The 24,252-nt window shown below is 27.0% G+C and carries 23 protein-coding genes and 1 rRNA gene; 2 read left to right on the top strand and 22 right to left on the bottom strand.

Annotated elements, in window-relative coordinates; translation table 11 throughout:
* The 13 genes from BLP75_RS14320 to BLP75_RS14260 all read right to left on the bottom strand — a co-directional run.
* A 16S ribosomal RNA gene (locus BLP75_RS14320) occupies window positions 1–225 on the bottom strand; the annotation flags it as partial.
* Between the two features lie 290 nt (window positions 226–515).
* Window positions 516–1,493 (bottom strand): HD domain-containing protein, encoded by a 978-nt coding sequence (locus tag BLP75_RS14315; protein WP_092727222.1) that lies wholly within the window; start codon window positions 1,491–1,493, stop codon window positions 516–518.
* A 201-nt stretch (window positions 1,494–1,694) separates the two neighbouring features.
* Window positions 1,695–2,102 (bottom strand): rhodanese-like domain-containing protein, encoded by a 408-nt coding sequence (locus BLP75_RS14310; RefSeq protein ID WP_092727221.1) that lies wholly within the window; start codon window positions 2,100–2,102, stop codon window positions 1,695–1,697.
* Window positions 2,103–2,211: 109 nt separating this feature from the next.
* Complete coding sequence (locus BLP75_RS14305) at window positions 2,212–3,240, bottom strand: ABC transporter ATP-binding protein (RefSeq protein ID WP_092727220.1); 1,029 nt, start codon at window positions 3,238–3,240, stop codon at window positions 2,212–2,214.
* Window positions 3,241–3,257: 17 nt separating this feature from the next.
* On the bottom strand, window positions 3,258–4,052 hold the full coding sequence (locus BLP75_RS14300; RefSeq protein WP_092727219.1) for an ABC transporter permease: 795 nt from the start codon (window positions 4,050–4,052) through the stop codon (window positions 3,258–3,260).
* Between the two features lie 8 nt (window positions 4,053–4,060).
* Window positions 4,061–4,921 carry an ABC transporter permease gene (locus BLP75_RS14295; protein WP_092727218.1) on the bottom strand — a complete coding sequence of 287 codons (861 nt, stop codon included), beginning with the start codon at window positions 4,919–4,921 and terminating at the stop codon, window positions 4,061–4,063.
* Window positions 4,911–6,125, bottom strand: a complete 1,215-nt coding sequence (locus BLP75_RS14290) for an ABC transporter substrate-binding protein (RefSeq protein WP_092727217.1) — start codon at window positions 6,123–6,125, stop codon at window positions 4,911–4,913. The genes BLP75_RS14295 and BLP75_RS14290 overlap by 11 nt, the downstream gene beginning before the upstream one ends.
* A 91-nt stretch (window positions 6,126–6,216) precedes the next feature.
* Window positions 6,217–6,618 (bottom strand): PTS sugar transporter subunit IIA, encoded by a 402-nt coding sequence (locus tag BLP75_RS14285; RefSeq protein ID WP_092727216.1) that lies wholly within the window; start codon window positions 6,616–6,618, stop codon window positions 6,217–6,219.
* Between the two features lie 10 nt (window positions 6,619–6,628).
* Window positions 6,629–7,471 (bottom strand): PTS system mannose/fructose/sorbose family transporter subunit IID, encoded by an 843-nt coding sequence (locus tag BLP75_RS14280; protein WP_330385822.1) that lies wholly within the window; start codon window positions 7,469–7,471, stop codon window positions 6,629–6,631.
* Window positions 7,461–8,228 (bottom strand): PTS mannose/fructose/sorbose/N-acetylgalactosamine transporter subunit IIC, encoded by a 768-nt coding sequence (locus BLP75_RS14275; protein WP_092727215.1) that lies wholly within the window; start codon window positions 8,226–8,228, stop codon window positions 7,461–7,463. Before BLP75_RS14275 ends, BLP75_RS14280 begins: the two co-directional genes overlap by 11 nt.
* Window positions 8,229–8,242: 14 nt before the next feature.
* Window positions 8,243–8,719 carry a PTS galactosamine transporter subunit IIB gene (gene agaB, locus BLP75_RS14270; protein WP_092727214.1) on the bottom strand — a complete coding sequence of 159 codons (477 nt, stop codon included), beginning with the start codon at window positions 8,717–8,719 and terminating at the stop codon, window positions 8,243–8,245.
* Between the two features lie 441 nt (window positions 8,720–9,160).
* On the bottom strand, window positions 9,161–11,017 hold the full coding sequence (locus tag BLP75_RS14265) for an ABC transporter ATP-binding protein (protein ID WP_092727213.1): 1,857 nt from the start codon (window positions 11,015–11,017) through the stop codon (window positions 9,161–9,163).
* Window positions 11,010–13,229, bottom strand: coding sequence for an ABC transporter ATP-binding protein (locus BLP75_RS14260; RefSeq protein ID WP_092727212.1), 2,220 nt, complete (start codon window positions 13,227–13,229; stop codon window positions 11,010–11,012). The genes BLP75_RS14265 and BLP75_RS14260 overlap by 8 nt, the downstream gene beginning before the upstream one ends.
* A 480-nt stretch (window positions 13,230–13,709) precedes the next feature.
* Here BLP75_RS14260 and BLP75_RS14255 point away from each other — a divergent pair, with 480 nt between their 5' ends.
* A complete protein-coding gene (locus BLP75_RS14255) occupies window positions 13,710–14,162 on the top strand; it encodes a MarR family winged helix-turn-helix transcriptional regulator (RefSeq protein ID WP_092727211.1) in 453 nt (150 codons plus the stop codon).
* Here the strand turns inward: BLP75_RS14255 and BLP75_RS14250 are convergent.
* The 6 genes from BLP75_RS14250 to BLP75_RS14225 all read right to left on the bottom strand — a co-directional run bounded on the left by BLP75_RS14250 (window position 14,159) and on the right by BLP75_RS14225 (window position 19,810).
* The gene (locus BLP75_RS14250; protein ID WP_170139050.1) at window positions 14,159–16,072 is read right to left on the bottom strand and encodes an FUSC family protein; all 1,914 of its coding nucleotides are present in this window, start codon (window positions 16,070–16,072) and stop codon (window positions 14,159–14,161) included. The two genes, BLP75_RS14255 and BLP75_RS14250, sit on opposite strands and share 4 nt — an antisense overlap.
* A 209-nt stretch (window positions 16,073–16,281) precedes the next feature.
* Entirely contained in the window at window positions 16,282–16,554 is a 273-nt protein-coding gene (locus BLP75_RS14245; RefSeq protein WP_242872444.1) for a hypothetical protein, read from the bottom strand.
* A gap of 54 nt (window positions 16,555–16,608) precedes the next feature.
* Entirely contained in the window at window positions 16,609–17,457 is an 849-nt protein-coding gene (locus tag BLP75_RS14240; protein WP_092727209.1) for a metallophosphoesterase, read from the bottom strand.
* A 359-nt stretch (window positions 17,458–17,816) separates the two neighbouring features.
* Window positions 17,817–18,119 carry a PTS sugar transporter subunit IIB gene (locus tag BLP75_RS14235; RefSeq protein ID WP_092727208.1) on the bottom strand — a complete coding sequence of 101 codons (303 nt, stop codon included), beginning with the start codon at window positions 18,117–18,119 and terminating at the stop codon, window positions 17,817–17,819.
* A gap of 85 nt (window positions 18,120–18,204) precedes the next feature.
* The gene (locus BLP75_RS14230; RefSeq protein WP_092727207.1) at window positions 18,205–18,576 is read right to left on the bottom strand and encodes a VOC family protein; all 372 of its coding nucleotides are present in this window, start codon (window positions 18,574–18,576) and stop codon (window positions 18,205–18,207) included.
* A gap of 136 nt (window positions 18,577–18,712) precedes the next feature.
* On the bottom strand, window positions 18,713–19,810 hold the full coding sequence (locus tag BLP75_RS14225) for an NADH:flavin oxidoreductase (protein WP_092727206.1): 1,098 nt from the start codon (window positions 19,808–19,810) through the stop codon (window positions 18,713–18,715).
* Between the two features lie 268 nt (window positions 19,811–20,078).
* Between BLP75_RS14225 and BLP75_RS14220 the strand changes: the two genes are divergently transcribed.
* Window positions 20,079–20,408, top strand: a complete 330-nt coding sequence (locus BLP75_RS14220; RefSeq protein WP_092727205.1) for a winged helix-turn-helix transcriptional regulator — start codon at window positions 20,079–20,081, stop codon at window positions 20,406–20,408.
* 17 nt (window positions 20,409–20,425) lie between these two features.
* Here the strand turns inward: BLP75_RS14220 and BLP75_RS14215 are convergent, their stop codons facing one another.
* From BLP75_RS14215 to BLP75_RS14205, 3 genes are all read right to left on the bottom strand, one after another.
* Window positions 20,426–21,781 (bottom strand): Na+/H+ antiporter NhaC family protein, encoded by a 1,356-nt coding sequence (locus tag BLP75_RS14215; RefSeq protein ID WP_092727204.1) that lies wholly within the window; start codon window positions 21,779–21,781, stop codon window positions 20,426–20,428.
* Between the two features lie 472 nt (window positions 21,782–22,253).
* A complete protein-coding gene (locus BLP75_RS14210) occupies window positions 22,254–22,433 on the bottom strand; it encodes a hypothetical protein (RefSeq protein ID WP_092727203.1) in 180 nt (59 codons plus the stop codon).
* Window positions 22,434–22,551: 118 nt separating this feature from the next.
* Window positions 22,552–24,225, bottom strand: coding sequence for a MutS-related protein (locus BLP75_RS14205; protein WP_092727202.1), 1,674 nt, complete (start codon window positions 24,223–24,225; stop codon window positions 22,552–22,554).
* Between the last annotated feature and the right edge of the window lie 27 nt (window positions 24,226–24,252).

Raw genomic sequence — 24,252 nt, 5'->3', positions numbered from 1 at the left:
CGCGGGTCCATCCTGTACCGCCGGAGCTTTGATACTTCTACCATGCGATAAAAGTATGTTATCCCGTATTAGCATACCTTTCGGTATGTTATCCGTGTGTACAGGGCAGGTTACCCACGCGTTACTCACCCGTCCGCCGCTCTCTTCCGAAGAAGATCGCTCGACTTGCATGTGTTAGGCACGCCGCCAGCGTTCATCCTGAGCCAGGATCAAACTCTCAAATAAAAGTTGTCCATTGCTCAGCTAATCATTATCTGAATATCTGGCTTGGTTGTTTGTGTTTAATTCTATAAAGAATTATGTTTGTTTCTATAAATTAACCTACTGTTTAATTTTCAAAGTTCTTATTTTGTCCTGTTTTTAAGGACAGTTATAACTATATCATCTTTATTTTTTTATGTCAACACTTTTTATCTTTCTTTTTTTATTTTCAATTAGAATTATATAAACTATAAATTCGAAAGACTCTACCTAACTATTGATAGAGCATTCGAATTAAATATAAATTTATTTACTTAGCATTTAATTATTTTTATAAAAGCTCCTTTTTTAGAACGCTCTCGTGCTATTTTATTTTCTTTTTCAATTTTTGTAGAAATACTCGAAGCCCTTACTGTTTTCCCCTCTATAAGTACCATAGGATCTATTAATCTCAGTTTCTGAATTTGATGTATATCATAATTTAATTCATCATATTCTACACATACATCTTTATGTATTTTAGATATCAATTCCAATATTTCTTTATTTTGTATCCTTTTTAACTTATTAAGTAGAACCTCATCATCAGTTTCCAAGTCACTTATATTTATCTCACCTATATCCAAAGCCCTTTGAATTACTTTTGCTAGTACTGCATTAGAATATATATTTAGTGGATGCATAAAGAAGTCTATTACCTCCTTATAATACGTAGATGTAAACCATTCAGCTGCCTCTATATTATTTAAAACAACTTCTCCATTATGAACTATTAAGCTTTCAATAAATTTGTTAATTTCTATTTTAGTTATTCCACCATACTGAAGTATATCCCTTAATGTGTAGTCTATTCTGTCTGCACATAAATCTGGTGATGATTTTTCTAATATTGTCCATCTTTTTTCATCAAATAAAATTTCATTTGGGTTGTAATTATATTTAATTAATATTTCAGGTATTTCTGATTCATTCATTATTTTTTTGTATATTTTCTCATGATAATCTTCAGATTTATTATCTAATACTAAATCTACTAAATGTGAAAATGCAGTATGAGATATATCATGTAATAAAGCTGCTATTTGTTCCTCTATCGATCCACCTAAAATTTTAACAAGTAACATAGTTCCAATAGAGTGTTCATATCTAGTAACATTCCATTTTGGATTTGTTAAATAATTTGCACCGCCTTGGTGAACTCTTTTCAAACGCTGTACTTCTTTAGTATTTATTAAATCTTGTATTATAAGATCAATATCAAATTCACCATATATAGAATCTACTATTTTCATATTACCTCCACTAATTTTATATTTTATATCATAATTAATTATACATTATTGAGCTCTACGCACTTAAATAAAAATGTAATTTTTTACTTTCATAAATGTATTGGCATGACTATGCTTTATAACTTATACATAGTTTTTAAAGTATCATAAATTCCTTAAGCGTAAAAAAGCTGCCTTAAAAATTTTCAAGGCAGCTTTTATCTATTTTATTAATTTATAATCATACTCCTTCACACCGTCAGTTGCATTATAAACATGTTTAAATCCATTATTTGCTAGTAATTTTGCATTTTTTTCACTTTTATTTCCCGTATTACAGTATAAAACTATAGTTTTATCTTTATAATCAGCAATTTCATCCATTCTTTTTTCTATTTCATCATATGGTATATTTATGCTATTTTCTATATATCCAGTCTTATATTCTTCTGATGGTCTAACATCTATTAATAATAAATCATCTTTACTACTTATCATTTCTTCTGTTTGCTTTCCATCTACATTAGTGTAACTTGCCTTCTCTTGAGAAGAACATCCTACTATACTGCTTAATGTTAAAACCATTACTGCTCCAACCAATAGTGATTTTGTTTTCTTAGATATCCTCATCTTGACCTCCTATATTATGCATACTCGATTTTTATTATATCAAAGCTAAAATAATAGTTATTATTGTTTTTTTCTATAATATATATTTTTGTATTCATTAAATCTATAGCTATTTTTCACAAAAATATTTTATATTATGAGAATTAAATTTCAAACTCATATTATCTCCAATTTCTAAACCATCATTAGTACTTGATAACTTTAATGTATAATCATTATATTTGACCTCATAATAAGTCTTATCTCCCACATATCTTTTTTTTGCAATAGTAGCTATATTACAATTATTTTCTTTTGCTTCATCCAAAATTATATCTTCTTTAGATATCATTATTTCTATTTCTTCATAACTCTCATTGTTATTTAAATCTATATTTATATTATCAGCCTTAAATACTCCATTAATTAGTTTGCCTTTTATATAATTTCTTTCACCAAATATGTTTGCAACTTCTTTTGTTTTTGGGCTTTTATATAAATTATAGGGCGTATCAAATTGTTTTATTTCTCCATCTAACATTACAGCTATTCTATCACTCATGATTAATGCTTCTTCTTTATCATGGGTCACTAATACTGTAGTTATATTATATTTCTTTTGAATCTCTAAAACAAATTCTCTCATCTCATTTCTCAAGTTTATATCTAAACTTGAAAAAGGTTCATCTAATAATAATATCTTTGGATTTATAGCTAAAGCTCTAGCTATAGCAACCCTCTGTTTCTGTCCTCCTGATAATTCTGATGGATATTTATATTTTTCACTTGATAATTTTATTGTTTCTAGTAATTCTGATACTCTGGAATCAACATCTTTTTTAGGTATTTTCTTTACTTTTAGTCCAAATGCTATATTCTCATATATATTCATATGAGGAAATAAAAGATATTCTTGAAAAACAATTGCTGCATCTCTTTTTTCTGTTTTTAATTTTAAAACTGATTTATTATCAAACAAGATATCTCCTTCATCTGGATTTAATATGCCTGCTATTAATTTCAATGTCGTACTTTTACCACAACCTGATGGACCTAACAAAGATATCAATTCTCCATTTTTTATATCAATATTTATATTATTTAATACTTTACTTGAGTTGAATGATTTACTCACACTTAAAATTTTAACTTCAGACATTCTATTTCCTCTCTAGTTTAATCTATTAATTTAATTTGAGACTTAAAAAATTTATTAACTATACTTTGCATGATAAATAATACTATTAAGCTTATAGCTATAAATACTAAACTATACAAGGATGATAAAAGTCTATCTCCGCTTTGTATATATGGAAACATAACCATTGGATAAGTTATAATTTTACCTCCACCTATAAGCATCGTTAAAAAATATTGACTAAATGAAATTATAAAACACATACTGAATGCACTCATAATCCCTGGAGCTAAGAGCGGTAGTGTAATTTTTATAAAAATTTCTTTTTTATTTGCTCCTAAAGTTTTTGCCTGTATTTCAAACTTATTGCCTATAATTTTATAAGTATCGCTAAGTATTCTTACGGAATAAGGGATACAGGGAATAATATTTATAATAATTACACCTAATAGTGTATTTGCTATATTTAATTTTAAAAAAGTTATGTGTATTCCCATAGCAACTGAAATCAATGGAATTATTATCGGCGATAGTATCAATAATTCTATTAATTTTTTTCCTTTAAAATTGTATATAGTTAAAGAATACGCTGCCGGTACAGTAATTAAAATGGTAATTAAAGATACCACAATAGCTATAATCAAACTATTTACCATAGTTCTTAAATTTTCTTTATTTAAAATATATTCTATTCCTCTTAACGAATACTCACTTGGTGTTAACTTTGGATATACCCAAGAACTAGTAAATCCCCATATTGCAAGAATTATTATTGGAACAAATATACTTAGCATTGCCAAATATATAACTAATTTTTTTAATTTATTGCTCATAAAAACTCCTATACTTTAAATTTATATAGTTTATTAAATACTTTATTATATAAAATTAATAAAATAATACTTGATAATGATATTATTACATTTATTGCCATCGCAAGCGGTCTTTGGCATAAATCAGAGCTGGAATATATTAAATATGCATATACCGGAAGTGTCTTTGGGGATGATGGCCCAATTAAAAATGGCACTTCAAATGATCCAAATGAAAATGAAAATAATATCAAAAAAGATGATATCATACTAGGCATAGCTGTTGGCAGAACTATACGTTTAAATACTTGTATTTCACTCGCTCCCAAATTTTTAGCTGCTAACTCCATTTTTTCACTTTTAGATTTTAAAATACTATATACTGTTATTATCACATATGGAATACCTTTCCATATGTATGTCATAATAATTCCCAATCCTTTTTTATCTAATACTAATTGCATAAATTGAGATGAATCATTTATTATCCCTAAATTATATAATAATCTAGATATAATTCCACTTTGTGAAAATATAATAATTACAATTACTACAGCTACAATATGTGGAACTATTATAGGTAATTTAAATATTGCTTCTCTAAATTTAGTATGTTTAGTTTTAGATAAAAAATAGGAAACTAAAACTCCTATAAAAACAGATATAGCAGATGATATCAAAGAAACTTTTAATGTAAATAAAAAAGACCTAATAAAAGTTTTATCTCTAAATATTTCCTCATAGTATTTAAATGTCAAATCATTTAATCCAATTTGAGGAAAATATCCCAAACTTTGTCCTACACAAGTGAATATTCCAACTCCCATAACAAAAGCTAGTAGCATCGTTACGGGAGTTATATATATATATGGTTTTATTTTATTTAGCACTTTCTAGAACCTCTTCAGTCCATATTTTCTCTATTATTGGTACTAGTCCAGCCTTTAGCTCTGGAACTGAATTTTCTATTACTATAGAGTTGTCAAACATCTTCTTATCATCATTATTTAACTTACTAATATCTATAATCGATGCATCGCCCCAATTATTTATATTTGATTTTGAAGATTGAGCTTCTAACCCTAATAAGTAATTAATTAAAACTATTGCACCGTCAGGATTTGGACTTGTGTTTGGAATAGTTAAAAAGTGAGTATTTCCTAAGTTTCCTTTATCAAATTTAATTGTTTTTGTTTCTTTATTAAATTCGCCACTTTCTATTCTCTTAGATACACTTGATGGTGCATATGTCATTGTAAAATAAACCTCATTGTCTGAATACATATTATCTAATTGTGATAATGTAGATGGATATGTAGTACCTTTATTCCATAGATATGGCTTTATTTCATTTAAATAATCTATTGCTGGCTTTATAGCTTCTTTAACTTTAGCTTCATCCTCTGGTAGATTTTTTATATTTTCATATCCTACAACATCATAAATTATATTTCTTACAAATGCACTTCCTGTAAAATCAGGTAATGCTGGATATGTAAATTTACCTGGATATTTTTTTATTATTTTTTTTAGTTCATCTGCACTTTTTATACTTTCATTTACATTTTTATTATTTTTTAATATAGTAAACTGAGATTTACCCCAAGGAGCTTCCATCTCAGAAGTATTTGTACCAAAATCAACAGTAATATCATCTGATTTTGTATCTACGTATTTTTCAAAGTTTTCAAGTTTTTTAGTAAATGCTCCTAATAATAAATCATTTTCTTTTGCATTTTTAAAGTTTTCTCCATTTATCCATACTACATCTATGGTTCCATCAGCATTTTTAACTTGTTTTTCAGTTATTAATTGGTTGAGTATACTATCAATATCCATTCCAACCCTTTTAACTGTAATATCATACTTTTCTTTCATTTGAGGTATTACATTTTTGTCAAACCATTTGTTCATTACCTCATCTCCACCATAACCATAAAAACTAACAGTACTTCCTTTTGCCGACTCAATAATTTCATCTTGAGTTTTACTTAAGACGTCTTTTTTGACGACTTCATTAGTTTTTTTCGAACAACCAACTACACTAAATACAACTAAAATAATTGCAATCATTATCGATAATATTTTTTTCATAATTTTCCTCCTAAATATTTTTATATTCAGTATATCATTTTTCCCAAAAAACAAAAGAGATACCTAAGGTATCTCTTTTTATTAATATGAATTATATTCCATCTTCTGAAAATACTACTTTTTTTACTTGTGGCCTTATACTATTCACCCCAGCATCTTTTATAGATTCACTATCCAAATCACATCCTAAAGACACCATCATTGTAGCTTCTACAAGCATTGGCAAATTAGTTCCACAAAGAACTTCTATATTTGAATGTTCTAGAGTTAACTCACTACTTACTTTAAATGGAGTTCCTCCTACTAAGTCTGTAAAAATATATACTTTATCTTCTATACTCTCTACAAATGTTTTCATTTCAGATTTTAAACTCTCTGGAGATTTTTCTTCCGTAAAATCTATAGGTTTTACAAAATCATAATTTCCTACTATTAAATCTAAGCTAGTTTTTAATCCTGATGCAAACTTTCCATGACCAGTTATTATAATCATTTTTATCCCCCTAGAATATACCTATAAATGCACCTGCTATACCTATTACAACTAATACTAATATATTTATTAATGGAGATACATTTTTCTTAACTAATCCATACATACCAAATGTTACAGCAAGAGGTAGTAAACACGGCATTATAGAATCTAATATTTTTTGTAAATCTATAGTACCTGACATGCTTAAGTATTCTGGAGTAACTAATGTTACACTTACATATGAAGCTATTAAAGCGCCTACAACTATCATCCCAAGTACTGTAGCTGCTCTTGTAAATTCCTTAGCATTTTTAGTAAGCTTAGCTATTCCTTCAACACCTACTTTATATGACCAATGCATCAATCCAAATCTCAATCCTAAATGAACAACGTTGAATAATATAAAGAATATAATCGGTCCTAAAATACTACCTTGAAGAGAAAGGTTGGCTCCTATACCAGCTGATATTGGTAATAGGGTAAACCAGAATATTGCATCTCCTATTCCACCTAGAGGACCCATTGCCGCAACTCTTAAAGCACGTATAGTTTGAACATCTGATTTTTTTTGCTCAAGAGATAATACTATTCCCATAACGAAAGTTATTAAAAATGGATGGCAGTTAAAAAACTCTAAATTATGTTTCATTGATGTTGATAAATCTTCTTTATTTTTGTGTATTTTCTTCAATCCTGGAAGTATTGAATATAACCAACCTCCAGCTTGCATTCTTTCATAATTAAATGATGCTTGTAAAAACATAGATCTCCAAGCCATTTGATTTAACGTCTTATTATCAAGGTTTTGACCTTCAGTTTTGTCTATATATTCTTTCTGTCCTCTCATCATAGTTTCAGTATTAGATGCCATCTGTCATACCTCCTCCTGTATTTTTAGTTTTCATACTTATGTGGAAGTCATAAACTGCTGCTGCTATACCTACCATAGCTATAGCTAAAAGTGGTAATTTTCCATATGCTACTAATACAAATCCTAATATCATAAATATTGCATATTCTTTGCTTAACATAACTTTAAGTAACATTGCAAATCCTAGTGCAGGCATCATTTTTCCAGCTGCAGTTAATCCATTCCAAACTTGTATAGGTAATACTTTAGTTAAAGTTTCTCCTATCGTTTGACCTGCTAATAATCCAGCTAAAACTATTAATGCAAATAATACTGCTAATATTCCCATAGCCATATAGTTAACTTTATCTATACCAGCTGGATTACCTTCTTCTGCTGCCTTATCACATAATCCCATTAAAGGTGACATTACTGTAAATAACGCTGTAACAGCATATTGACCAAGTAATGCAAATGGTATTGCTAAAGGTAATGCTGCTGCAGTATCTAGTCCTGATTGAATAGCAAATACTGTAGCCATTATTCCACCTATAACAGCATTTGGTGGTTGAGCCCCTCCAACAGGCATCGCTCCTATCATCATAAGTTCATAAGAACCACCAACTATAAGTCCTGTTTGTAAATCCCCCATTATAGCCCCTACTATCGGTCCAATCACTATAGGTCTATATAAAGACTCCAAGAAATTGAATTGATCCACTGCAGCTATCATTGTTACTATTAGAATAAGACCAATCTGGATAAAACTTAATTCCATAAACATTTACCCCCTTATTTAAATAATTCATCTATATTCTCAGCAGACTCACTAGGAACTCTCCTGATTTCTAGCTCTACCCCTAATTCCTTAAGTTTCTTAAATGCTTTGACATCATCATCATTTACACATACAGCCTTAGATACTTGTCTTTTACCTTCTGCCATATGCATATTTCCTATATTAACTTTTTTTATAGGTACTCCTCCCTGTACTAATTTAAGTACATCTTGAGGATTCTCACATATTATTGCTATGTGTTGAGCATCACTTGCTTTATGTATTATATTTATAGTTTTTTCTATACTAAAATATCTTGTTTGAGCAAAACTCGGCGCTGCCATATCCATAAGTCCCTGTCTAAATTCATTAGTTGCAACTTCATCGTTAGCAACTAATAACAAGTTGGCTCCAACACTTGATGACCACATTGTGGCTACTTGACCATGTATCAATCTGTTATCAATTCTTGTTAGTACTATATTTGGCATAATCTCCACCCCTTATAAATTAAATATGATTACTCGTTCTACAATTTCAGGAAATCGTTCCTTTTTATAATTTAATTGTAGTATCCTTTATCTTTTATGTATTTGTAATTTTGTCTTTTGTATTTGTCTTTTTGTATTTTAACTGTATGTCTCTCTTTATAAGTATCTATATGTTAAATTTACTTTTTATACAACCATAAATTCAAATAAATTTTTACTAATAAAAAAGTCGCTTCCCTCCTATCGCCAACAACTTCGTCCGTTGCTCAAAATGTCATTTTTTACTTTCATAAATGTATTGGCATGACTATGATTTATAATTTATAAACAGTTTTTGAAGTATCGTGAATTACTTAAGCGTAAAAAACACCTATTTAGTTAAAAGTATTCTTGTATTAGACTACTTTAACTAAATAGGTGTTTAATTAAAATTATTTATTCTTAGCAAGCTTCAGTTTCTTCAAACTGGCTATTGTAAAGTTCTGAATAGAACCCATTTGTCTTTAATAACTCTTCATGACTTCCTTGTTCTACTATATCTCCATCTTTCATTACTAATATTAAGTCTGCATTTCTTATTGTTGATAGTCTATGAGCTATTATAAAGCTTGTTCTATCTGCCATAAGATTTTCCATTGCTTGTTGTATTAGTACTTCTGTACGTGTATCTACAGAACTTGTTGCTTCATCAAGTATTAATATCTTAGGATCTGCAAGTATTGCTCTAGCTATTGTTAATAACTGTTTTTGACCTTGAGATATATTATTAGCTTCTTCATTTATTTCCATATTATATCCATCAGCTAATGTTTTTATAAAGTGATGTGCATGAGCTAATTTAGCAGCTTTTACTACATCATCATTGCTAGCTTCTAGTTTACCATATCTGATATTTTCCATGATACTACCATTAAACAACCACGTATCTTGTAATACCATACCAAACATACTTCTTAAATCATCACGAGTGAAATCTTTTAAATCATGACCATCTATTAGTATATTACCACTATTTAATTCATAGAATCTCATAAGTAATTTTACTATAGTTGTTTTACCAGCTCCTGTTGGACCTACTATAGCAACTTTTTGTCCTGGTTTTATATTAACAGAAAAATCATTTATTATTGTATGATCTTCGTTATATCCAAAGTGAACATTTTTAAATTCAACTTCACCTTTTATATTTTCAGTTGAAGCAGGATTTGTTGTATCAACCACTTCCTCTTCTTCTCCTAAAAATTCAAATACTCTTTCAGCTGCAGCTGCTGTTGCTTGCATTACATTAGCTATCTGAGCACTTTGAGCTATAGGCTGAGTAAATGACTTAGTATATTGGATAAATGATAATATATCACCAACTTGTATAGTTTTCTTTATTGTTAGGTATCCACCCATTATGGCAACCATTACATATCCTAAGTTACCTATAAATGCCATTATTGGCATCATCATTCCTGATAAGAATTGAGACTTCCAAGCTGAGTTATATAAAGTATCATTTAGCTCATCAAATTCAGCTATAGCTTTTTCCTCACCATTGAATGCTTTCATTATAGTATGACCACTATAAATCTCTTCTACATGACCATTTGTATGACCTAAATATTCTTGTTGTGATTTAAAGTGTTTTTGTGATTTTTTTACTACTATCATTATAAATACTAAAGACATAGGTATTATCACTAAACTTACTAATGTCATACTTACACTTATCGATAACATCATTATAAGTACACCTATAATAGTTGTTATTGATGTTATCATCTGAGATAATATCTGATTTAAGTTTTGGCTTATTGCATCTACATCATTAGTTACTCTTGATAAAACTTCTCCATGAGTTTTTTTATCAAAATAATTAAGAGGCAATTTATTTATTTTTTCAGATATTTCTTTTCTTAAGTTATAAGATACTTTTTGAGATATATCTGATGTTACAAAAGTTTGTATAAATGAGAATACTGCACTTATAACATATAATACAGCTAACATAGTTAATGTTTTTAATATAGAATCAAAGTCTATTCCATTACCTGTTCCACTAACCTTATTAACTAACCCTTCAAATATTTCTGTTGTTGCATTACCTAATATTTTAGGTCCAACTATATTAAAAGCTGCACTTCCTATTGCAAATATTACAACAAATATCATAGCTATCTTATATGGCTTTAAATGTTGTAATAATTTTTTCATTGTTCCTTTAAAGTCTTTTGCTTTTTCAGTTCCACCCATGCCGTGACCCATAGGGCCACCCATTGGACCTCCTGCTCTTTTTCCTCTTGGATTACTCATGTGCTAACTCCTCCTTTGAAAGCTGAGATAGTGCTATTTGTTTGTATACTTCACAATCCTGTAGAAGTTCCTCATGTTTACCTTTACCTACCATCTTACCTTCATCAAGAACTATAATTTGGTCTGCATTCATTATAGTGCTTATTCTCTGAGCTACAATTAATACTGTTGAGTCCTTAGTTTCAGGCTTTAGATCTCTTCTAAGCTTTGCATCAGTCTTTAAATCTAAAGCAGAGAAACTATCATCAAATATAAATATTCTTGGCTTTTTAGCTAAAGCACGAGCTATTGAAAGTCTTTGTTTTTGACCACCTGACACATTAGTACCACCTTGAGCTATTTCAGTTTCAAATCTATCTGGTTTATCTTGTATAAACTCCATAGCTTGAGCTATTGTTGATGCTTTTTCTATTTCTTCTTTAGTCGCATCTTGTACACCATATCTTATATTGCTATCTATAGTTCCCGAGAATAAAACTCCTTTTTGAGGGACATATCCTATTTTATCTCTAAGTTCATGTTGACTTACTTCTTTTATATTGACTCCATTTACTAATACTTCCCCTGAAGTTGTATCAAAGAAACGAGGTATTAAATTTATAAGTGTAGACTTACCACTACCTGTACTTCCTATAAATGCTGTAGTCTCACCTGGCTTAGCAGTAAAGTTTATGTCACTTATTACATCATCTTCTGCATCTGGATATTTAAATGATACATTTTTGAATTCTACATATCCTTCTTTTGACTCATCAAGTTTTTTAGTATTCTTAGTATCCTTTATACTTATGTCCGTATTTAACACTTCACTTATACGAGTAGCTGATACAGATGCTCTTGGTAATATTACAGATAACATTGATATCATTAAGAATGACATTATTATTTGCATAGCATATTGTATAAATGCCATCATATCCCCAACTTGCATAGATCCAGCATCAACATTATGAGCACCTACCCATACTATTAATATAGTTATGATGTTCATTATTAACATCATCATAGGCATCATCATTGACATTATACGATTAACAAATGTGTTTGTTTTTCTAAGAAGTCCATTTGTTTCATCAAATCTTTCTTCTTCTATTTTTTGTGTACCAAAAGCTCTTATAACTAACATTCCAGTTAAAGATTCACGTGTTACTAAGTTTAATTTATCGACTAACTTTTGAACTTTTTTAAATCTAGGTATTGCTAAAGCAAATAAAACTGATACAAGAGATAATATTGCAACTACTGCAACCCCTATTATCCATGCCATTGATGTGTCAGTATCTAAAACTTTTATTACCCCACCTATACCTAATATAGGAGCATAAAATACCATTCTAACTAGCATTACCATTAAAGTTTGTATTTGCTGTATATCATTAGTACTACGAGTTATCAATGATGCTGTAGAAAACTTATCAAATTCTACATTAGAAAATCCTACAACTTTTCTAAATACATCCTTTCGAAGATTTTTACCCATTCCAGCAGCTATTTTTGCTGCTAAGAATCCAACAGTTACTGTTGCAGCCATACTTATAAGAGCTACTAACAGCATTATTCCTCCTGATTTGAATATATAATTTGTTTGTAATTTTTCTACATCTAAACCAACTTTTTCATATTCTGATTTAACAGAATTTATTGATGCTTGAGTTAACATGCTATCATCTAATTTATTTATGTTTTTATCTATTTCTTTAGTCATTTGATTTAACTGATCTGCAGGCATTTGCTCAAGAACTGTCCATATATCCATATTTTGAGGAATATTTGGAATTGCTCCTTTTTCACTTGCCATTTCAATACCAGCTACTCTCATCATTGATTTACTCATTATTTTATTAAGTTCATCAATAGTTGCTTCATCTTTAGTATTTAATTTATAAATTGGTTGCTTTTTAAGAGCTGGATACTGCTTTACTTCTTTATCATACTCTTCTTTACTCAATTTATTTTTATCTAATAATGTGTAGCTTTCTTCTATTTTTTCTTTATCACTATTATTCATGAACAGTGTATTTTTATTTAATTCACTTTCACGAATCACTTTAGGAACTGCATTTTCTATACCACTTTGCTGAATTCCAACATTTACAATATTTGATGTATAGTCTGGCAATGAAAGATCACATACCGCTTGAACTACTAGTAGCATAACTACTGCCACAATCGAAACTATAAATGGTTTTAAGTACCTAAAAATCTTAAACATTCCTCGTCCTCTGCCTCCATATTACTTAAATTTAAATATAAACTAAAAAAATTATATTTTTTATCTATTGAAAATAATTTTAGTATATAATATTATTAGTTATATTAATTAATAGTTATATTTTTTAACTATTATACTTTTTAAGTATATATAAGTTTACAAAAAAGTCAATGATTTAAATATGAATTTTATATTAAATTTTTGTAGCCGTATTTGATATAACGTTTACACATTTTTAACAACTTATGTTTACTTATTATATAGTTAAAATTTATACAAATACATTTACATAACAATGATTTTAATGTTAAAATTTTAGTTCATAACAAATTGCTTTAAGTAATTTATAGAGTCATTGTTAAAAATTATATTTAATTATAAAACCTATAGTAGGTACGTTATATATTTAGTCTCTTAAAATGCAACTTAAGTATAATTTAATGTATTATAATAAGAATAATACAATGGAGGTATTTATTAATGAATGATACAAAATTAGAATTAATAGTTCACAATTTCATAACTATTATGCCACTGTTTCAGAAAAAATTAATAAGAAGAAATTGTGGGTTTGCACATGATACATTTAATCATTCTCAATTTCAAGTAATGGCAGTTTTAAAAGATACTGGTAAGCAACCTATATCTGAGGTAGCAAAAAAATTATTAATTTCAACCCCTAATATGACCAAACTTTTAAATAAACTTATAGATGAAGGCATGATAGAAAGATTTCCAGACCAAAAAGATCGAAGAATTATAAATATTGATTTGACAGAAAAAGGACATACTTATTTAGATGCAAAATTTGAAAACGTTAAATTAACTTTAAAAGAAAGATTATCACCTTTACCAGAAGGTCAAAAAGATAAGCTACTTATTTCTTTAGAAAATTTAAGAGAAGTGTTAACAGAAATAAGCTCAGAAGATTAAATCTGAGCTTTTAAATTTAAATTTTGTATTTCTTTTATTTCTTGTAATATTATTAATACACTACTTAGTGTTATTTTTGTTTTTAAATCGTTAATTTCACTTATATATTTTTGTATTGTATCAAATTTATTCTCTAAAGACTCTCCTTGATTTATTATCAATTGATTTACAGATGACAAAATTTGATTTGCATATTTAGGGTTTATCTTTTCTTTAGCTATCCAAGTGTATAACTCATATACATTTGTAACTAATAGTCTTTGTTCATTTATTATTTTCCCACTTATTTCATTTTTTGATATTTGACTATTCATCATAGCTTTATTTTCTATAAATGAAGTTATTATAAATAAGTTTTTGATAGTATTTATCTGTTTATTTCCATTAGCAATATTGTATATTTCTGCTATCATTTCTTTAATTACACTATCATACATTTTTTTTAATTCATTTATAGAATCCTCTAGTCTATAAGGCAGTACAAACTTATTAATTAATATAGCTAAAGCCATACCAATTAAAACGAATAAAATTCTATCTATTGTTAATTCCTGTACATTTCCTACCAAAGCAGCTGATCCTATAGCCGATACCGTAGTACATATCATACTATATTTATATTGAACAGTATAATTAGATATATATCCAGTTAACATTATTATAACTAATCTGCTTGTAGAGTCTTTAAAAATTCCAAATAGCACTAATATAATTACAGATCCTATCAATGTTGCTATAATTCTATCTTTTGTCTTTGATTTAGATACCTCATAAATAGGATTTATCAATGATAACAATGTAAATATTATCCAACGACCTTCTGTAAATTTAAAAAAATCCATTATAAATGCACCAAGAGTTATACCTGTTGCCACCCTGATAGCATAACAAAATCTTATAGATTTAGTTTTTGAAAAAGCTATTTTAAATATGTTGTGCTTGAAATTTTCCGGTTTTTTTCCTATTCTATGTATCTTATTAAAACTAGATTTATCTAGTTTTCTTAGCTCTCCAATACTATCACATAATAAAATTATACTGTCTAGCATTTGTAATGAATATAAATCATCTATACCTTCATTTTCACATTCAGCTAATAAATATTTCATCTTTTTTGATAATTTTTCGTAATTATTATCCTGCAATACAGCTTTAACTTCTTCTAAGAATAATTCTAAATTATTTATAATAAAAGCTACTTCTGATAAATCGTTTATTTTATCTAATAACATATTTATTGATTCTAAAGAAACTGATAGGTTTAATTTTATCCTGGCCTCTTCTGTTAAGTAAAAATCCGATTCTCTTTTATCATATATCATACTTCTAAAAGAATTTAATTGTAAATTTATATCATCTCTTAAAGAACTAATATCTTCATTAGTTTTTAATAATTCAATTTTATTTAGTATGCTATCACATATATTGATTAATATTCTATCTCCACTTTTTTTCATTTTATTTTTATTAGCAATTATTTGAGCAAACATTATAACCAATGCTCCAAATACTAATGATGCTAGCCTAATAGGTATCAAGCTTTGAGGTATTGGATTTGCTAATAAAAATAAATACTGTAACGAAAACGGTAAGTACATTGAATTTTTTAAACTATAACAAAGTAAGTAACTTATAGTAAATAAAGTTATAAAGTTTACTGGTATGCCTATCCACATGTTTGAAGCTGCCAAAACTGATGCTATACCTATAAATAAGTTTAATATTATTAATCTAAATGTATTTTTTAGAGGTGATAAAGTTAGGTCTCTTTGTAAAAGCATTAATGTTGCTGTAATAGTTGTAACACCTACAAGTGTATTTTCATCTCCAAATATAGTTTTGAAAAAAACTACAAATGATACTATGAAAATAAATAACATGGTTTTTGATAAAATTGTTTTTTTGTCCATATGATCATCCCTTTCTGCTAACATTAACATTTTAATGTATATTATTTTTCAACTCCAACAGAACAATTTATCACTGTATAAATTATATACCTTTTATATTTTTTGTGTATTATATATATTTTACATTAGTTTATTATAGATATACTTATTTACACAAAAATAGTGCCTAGTAACTTTTATAATAGGCACTTATTTGTAAATTTATATAATTATTTTTGATCTTCTTCATCTTGATCAGTGGGTGGAATAATATCTGTAGAGTTTTCAATTTGGTTTTTTTTCTTTCCAGGTATATCTAAAGCTGTAGAACGACCAAAGTAATAACCAAGAACCATACTAAATACGGGTATAAACTGTTCTTGAGTAACTTTACCGTCTATACTTAAGTAACAAAAAACTATAGTCAATAAAAGTGCAATTATTTTTCTAACACTTCCAAATATATTGAATAAAAATCCATCTTTATCTATTTTAGAATTCATCTCATTCACCTCTTACAACTAATATATTCAGGTGAATTGATAATGTGATATTATTTAAATACTTATATTAAATATCGATATTTGTGGTATATTCATAAATCTATATGGCATTTTCGTATTTCCAAGCCCTGTATTTACATATAGTTTTATGTCTTTTTCTATATCGTAAAACCCTTTTGTATATTTTTTAGCTATAGGAGGTGTAATTATCGCTCCCATAAAAGGTACTGCTACTTGACCACCATGACTATGCCCAGCTAAAGCTAAATTAACATTTGAATTCTTAAATTCATCTATTAAATCAGGTTCGTGCAGTAATAGCAAATTAAAGTCACTTTTTTTCATATTTTTAATTAATAATTCAGAATCTGGACTCCCAAACATTGCTTCATCTAGTCCTGAAATTGATAAACTTTGATTATTATTTAATGCTATTTCTATCGTTTCATTAACTAAAACTTTAAATCCTGCCTTTTCCATTATGTTTTCGTAATACTTATGACCTCCTCCGCCATAATCATGATTCCCCCATATAGCAAATTTGCCTAAATTAGCACTTATTTTTGAAAGTGCATTAGAAACATCTTCTTTTTCTTCATACTCACTCATCTTATCAATCAAATCCCCAGTAAAAACAACTACATCTGGATTTTGATTATTTATTTTTTCAACTACATCATCTAACTGAGATAATTTATAAAAATCACCTAGCTGGCTATCTGTAAATTGAACTACCTTAATCATTTTAGTACTTTTATCTTTATTTTCATTTATTTCATAGTTTTTAACTGTTAACAACTTTGGTTCTACATACTTTGAATACCCGAACAGAGCTGCTGATAATATTAATATAGAAACTATAAATACTAATACTATTTTTAATATTTTATTTATGATTTTCATTATGTCTTACCTCTCTTTATTTGAGTCTATGAAAATATCTTAAACTATTTTCTTGTCATTTCAGTTACAAAAAAAGTCTAAAGATATATATTAATACCCTTAGACTTTTGTACTATTGATTATACAATTATTCCAAACCATTCGCAAGTTACATATTCTTTAAATTAATATTTCTTAGCTAGTTTATAAGATGAATTATCCATTTTCTCTTTATAAGCATCTTTAATTGATAATGTTTCATGAAAAACGATATTATATAATATTAAGTACTAAAATAATATCATGCAATATTATATTTTTAGTGCTAATTAATCAAAAAAAGCTAGAATTCTAAGTAATCTTAGCATTCTAGCTTTTCATTAATTTAATTCTGATGATATTTCATTAAGAACTGCTTTTGCGTCATTAATAACAAATTTTGGCTCAACTTCGTAATATTCACGATCTATAAATCTTTCTATTTTTTCTATATCTTCTACATCGTAGCTTATTACAAAAAGTACTATTGCAGCTTCATTTATATCTTTTTCTGATAATTCATTTTTTATAGCTGATTTTGCTTGAACTTCATACTTAACATTAAATCCTAATTCTAAAGCTGCTTGTTGTAACGACTTAGCACTTGTTTCATTTTCACATATTGCTACTATATTTTTATTCATAATTATGTACCTCACTTTATTGTTCTATTTATTATATTATTAACTGTTACAGTTATCTACGTCAAGGCACACTTTAAAACTAATACTATCTTTGAGCTGGAATTATCTCTATCCAATAATTATCAGGGTCTGCTATAAAGTATATTCCCATAGATTCATTTTCATAGCATATACATCCCATATCTTTGTGTAATTTATGTGCTGCTTCAAAATCATCAACTCTTAAAGCTAAATGGAATTCATTATCTCCTAAATTATATGGTCTATCCCAATCTCTTAACCAAGTTAATTCTAACTTGTGATTTGTCTCCTCGTCACCTAAAAATACTAATATAAAGCTTCCATCTTCAGCTACTGATCTTTTAGTTTCCTTTAGACCTAACGCCTTTTCATAGAACTCTATACTCTTTTCTAGATTTAATACATTAAAATTATTGTGACAAAATTTAAATTTCATTTTTTCTCCTCCAAATTTATTATAATTAATTTTTATTTCAATAAATATAACTCAGTAAAACTTTTAAATTATTAGTTTAATTAGAAATATTTTAAAGTTATAACTGATTTATATTTACTTGATATTATTACCCACATTAAGTTAATATACAAGGTTTTTCTTCTTTATAGCAATTACTACAAGAAATACACTTAGGATATTTTTTACTACCTTCACTCCACTGATTAATTAAGTCTGGTTCAGATATTAATGGTCTTGCTAGACTAAAATATTCTATATCATGTTCATTTAATAATTCATTCATAACATCCAAACTTCGATTTCCCCCAACTAATATTACAGGTATATCTATTTGTGATGCTAACTGTTTTGCATATTCTTTAAAATAAGACTCTTTTTCTTTACTACCTAATATTTTTTTTCTACCAGCTCCTAGATTATTTTGAGCTACTTTTTTTATAGCACTATTTCCACCACTAACCTCTATAGCATTTATTCCTAATTCTGATAGCTTTTTAGCTACATATAAGCTATCATCTCTTGTAAGTCCACCAGAATCTAATCCATCCTCTGAATTTAGCTTAATAAATATAGGAAATTCTTCCCCAACCTTATTTCTTATTGCCTTATACACTTCAAAAATTATTCTTCCTCTATTTTCTATGCAACCACCATATTCATCAGTTCTTTTATTATAATATGGAGATAAAAATTGGCTTAGTAAATATCCATGTGCTGCATGTATTTGAACACCATCAAATCCTGATTTTTTAACTCTTAGTGCTGCATCTGCAAAAGACTTAACTACATAATCTATTTCTTGTTTTGTCATCTCTTTAGCTTTAGCTCCTGTAGTCTCACAAGTCATATTCGATGGTCCAAATATAATCCTATCATGTATATTAAAACTACTCATAAATCCGCCATATACAATTTGCATTACTATATTGCTTCCTAGTTCATGTACTTTTTCAGTCAATTCTTTATATTCTTCTATAAAAGAATCTTCATAAATTCCCATCATACCTGGATTTGGTTGCTCTTCCTCTGTAATAAAAGCATATCCAGTTATTATAGTTCCTACTCCACCCTTGGCTAAATCTTCATAAACTACCTTTAATCTATCTGTCAAATGTCCCTTATCATCTGCTAAGTTTTCCCATACAGCACTTCTAAAAAATCTATTTTTTAAATTTATGTTTAATATTTTGGTATTATCAAAAAGATTTTTCAAGACATTACACTCCTTATTTTATTATATTTATATATTATAAGTATATATTTAATTTACATATATATACAATACATACTTTTAGGTTTGTTACTTACCTATAGGTAACCTTTAATATATTAAAAAATATGTTTACTTTACATATTTTATATATATTATTAGATGCATATTTATTGTATATATTAATTAATTTAATAATTTTTAAATTATTATAGTATAATAGTTGCTTAGAGTAAAAACTATTTTTAAAATTTAAATAAAGGATGGTATTATGATATCTTATAAAGGAAAAAATCATGTTTGTTTGCTTGATTTAGCTATGGAACTGATAAGAGGAAAATGGAAAGCTGTGATTATCTGCCACTTAAATAAAGGGGAGAAAAGATTTTTAGAGCTTCAAAGAATAACATGCGGTGTCAGTCAAAAAGTTCTTACAGAAAAGCTAAAAGAGCTTGAAGAAGATAAATTAATAACTAAAGTTGTTTATCCTGAAGTACCTCCTAGAGTTGAATATTTCTTAACTGATATGGGTAAAGACTTAGCTATAGTGCTTGAATCTTTAGAAGATTGGTCTAGTAAGTATTTCTCTCATTTAAAATAAAAATGAGAGAAATGCTTTTATTTTCTTTTATTTATATTGGAAACTATTACAGTCATTAAAGGAGCTATAAAACATAATAATGCAAAAGGTGCATAAGCTAAACATGAAACACCTGTAACTAAGCTTACTATTAATCCATTTACATTCCATGGCATAAGAGGCGCTATTATCGTCCCCGTATCTGATATAGTTCTAGCTAATATACTTTTATCTACTCCTATTTCTTCATATTTATTCTTTAATAATCTTGATGGTACAACAATGCCTATCGTCTGATCACAAGTAATAACAGTAAGAAGCCCACTAATTATACCTGTTTTTAAAATTAAATCTTTTTTATTTTTTATTTTATATATTAAATCTTTAGTTAAGTAATTTATAACACCAGTACCTTGCATTATTGCTGCTAAAGCAATTGCACCCATAACTATAATAACTACCGATATCATTGATATAACTCCACCACTATTTAAGGTTTCATTAATAACCGCAGAATTTGAATTTATGCTAAACCCTAAAAATATATACTTAATTAAATCTAATAGTTTCAGATTTTGAAATACAATACTTATTATACTTCCCATAACCACACCGGACATCATGCAATATATTGATTTGATTCCTATGATAGATAATATAACTATTAATACTGGTACTAATATAAAATATGGAGATATGAAAAATTCGTTTTTTATAGACTGCATTAATTCTATTGAACTTTTAGATCCGCTAACATTACTATACTTAGTACCAATTAAATAGTATATTAATGCACAAATTATTATAGTAGGAATAATAGTTTTCAAAGATGATTTAACCATTTCCTTATAGCTAGTTTCTGTAGTTGCTAATGTTAGGTTTAATAAACCTGATATAGGTGATATTTTGTCAGCTAAAAATGCACCAGAAACAATTACTCCAACTAGTAATCCAGTTGGAATTTCAAATCCTTTACCTATTCCTAATATTGCAATTCCAATTGTACTAATTGTGCCAACTGCAGTTCCCATAAAAACTGAGCTTATAGCTATTAATAAAAAACTTGAAAATAATATGTTCATACCATTCATATATTTCAAACCATAAAATATCATAGATGGAACAACACCTGATGATAGCCAAACAGAAACAGTAGCTCCTATTAATAAAATCACTACATATAAGCTTTTACACTCATTAATTTCTTTTAATATCATATGCTTTAGTTCTTTTATTGTAAATCCATTTTTTAATGATATAATAAGTGCAAATAAAACACTTAGTAAAAAAGCATATACTAAAGATATATTTAATAACGCACAAATTACTATTGGTGTTATACACGCAATTAGCATTGTATAAATCTGTTTTTTATTTATTTTACATGTCTCCATAAATTCCCCCATTTACATATGTTTTTATAATATTAATTCTATATTATTATTTATATTCCTATTTAATTGTTGTATTTCTTTTTATTTGTGGATAAGTAGTAGTATTTTCTATTTTAAAATACTACTACAATTAATTTTATATCCACAAATCAACACATATCTAGTGGAAAACATTTTTCATCATTTTTTTTATCCTCTAACCTATCAGGGCTATATTTTTCATTAAAAAAAGAATATAGCTTTAATTATTTAACTATATTCTATACTTTTTATTATTTTTTAATTTTTTAAAATTTTACAATTAACGCTATTATCTTTAATATTTTATTTATTATATCCTTCTATTAGTTCTACTCTGCAACCATTCTTCTATTAAAGAATTTATTTTCAGAATTGTTAACATATTTATCTACTTATTAACATTTTATAGAAATTTTTTTAATTTTTTATTTATAATATGTTAATATCTTTTTTATCCTAATACCACTTTTGACATTTCATTGTTTATAAGTTTTAGTTTATCTATATCATTAATTTCTGGATTGTTTATTATTCCTTTTATATTATTTATAATTAATTTATTTTCAGTATCTCGTTTCTCTCTTAATTCTATTAAACCTTCTATTATACTTTCTCTACTTAAAACTATCATACTTGTCCCCCCTATTTAATTTTTCTTATTATTAGTTTGGACAGCTTATGCATTATTTAAACTAAAAAACCTATATGAAAATTTAATTTTCATATAGGTTTTTATTTTTTAATTATATTTATGACCATTTTCCTGTTTCTAAAAATAATTTAGCTCTTTTGTCTGCATTTAATACTATTGAAGCATCATATTTCATAAATTCAAGCAATTTTATAGCATTTCTAGTTTGTGCCCTTCCTTTATAAAGTTTATAATCAAATTTTATATCTTTGTCGGTTATAATTTCTTCAAAATGATAGTTATCAAAATTATCATTTAATAAATGTGTAAGTTCTATATCATGAGTTGCTGCAAAGCATATACAATTTCTATTTCCTAAATATTTCAATACTTCACAAGAAGATGCCACTCTCTCTACAGTGTTTGTTCCTCTTAAAATTTCATCTACAAAACATAAACAAGGTGTATTATCATTTATATTATCTATTATTCGTTTTAATGATTTTATTTCAACTATATAATAACTTTCATTACTAAATATGTCATCTTTTAATGCCATAGAAGTGCATATATTAAAATATGAAGATTTATAATTCTTTGCACAGCATGTATATATTGTTTGAGCTAATATAGCATTTATTGCTGCTGTTTTTATAAATGTAGATTTCCCTGACGCATTTGATCCGGTTAATAAAATACCATTATAAAAACTTCCACTATTAGTTACTGGATTTAAAATTAATGGATGATATATTTCTATAAATTCTAATGAATTATCTTCTTTTTTATTGCTTTTTATAAGTTGTGGTAATGAATAATATTTTAAGCTATCTCTAAATGATGCCACTCCAATTAATGCATCTATAGTGCCTACGAACTCATATATTAATTTTAAATTTTTACTTTTTTTGATTACAGTATTTTTTACTTTTTCATAAGTTATCAAGTCTGTAAGAAATATCATTTTTGTATATTCACTAAATACATTTACGTCAGCTATTGCGATATTAGCATCTTGTTTTATAGATTTTTTTCTTATTTTTTTAACTTCATCTAAATCACTATCTATGTCATGTAAATTTTTTTCAATATCATCTATTTTTAAACTTTTAATTTTATTTGCTGCCTTTACAACTGATACTATATATGTAAATCCTTCTGTATTATAATGATATTTTTTATTATTTTGACTAATATATATATTGAAAATTATAGATGCTACAAATAAAATTATAAAGTATCTACTAATAAATATTAAACATAAACTTATTATAGGCATTATAGCTAATAATCTATATTTAGATAACTTATTACCTCTAATATCAATTTCATTATATAGGCAATTTGTTGTATATAAATCATCACTACTTCCCAATTTTCCAAGTATATATTGGACTTCTTTTCTTTTATCTTCATTATTTCTAAAATACTCTATAATATTATTTCTCTTATCTAAATCTTGTTGATTATATAAAGGATTTCTAAGTATATCATATAAAACTTCTGATCCAGCAGTACTTTGTGTATTATTAACTTTTTTAAAAATATCATCCATATTAAGGTCATTCCAAGTTATATCATCTATTATATTCTTTTCATTTTTATTTCTAAAATAGCTTGATACACTATTCATATTTATACTAACTTCACTTAAATCAATTTCTTTTCCATAATTTTGGATTATCTTTTTTTTGATATATCTTAATTTATTTATATTATCATAAATAGCTACTGATAATGCTATCAAGAAAATAACCCCAACACCTAATAAAAACATTATTATATCTTTCATCTTTTACTCCCTTATCAGATTTAAACT

Origin of the sequence: Romboutsia lituseburensis DSM 797 (genome assembly GCF_900103615.1) — a bacterium.
In the GTDB taxonomy this organism is placed as follows: Bacteria; Bacillota; Clostridia; order Peptostreptococcales; family Peptostreptococcaceae; genus Romboutsia_F; species Romboutsia_F lituseburensis.
The sequence above is the reverse complement of the archived record's forward strand: the minus strand, read 5'-3'. Positions and strand labels throughout refer to the sequence as shown.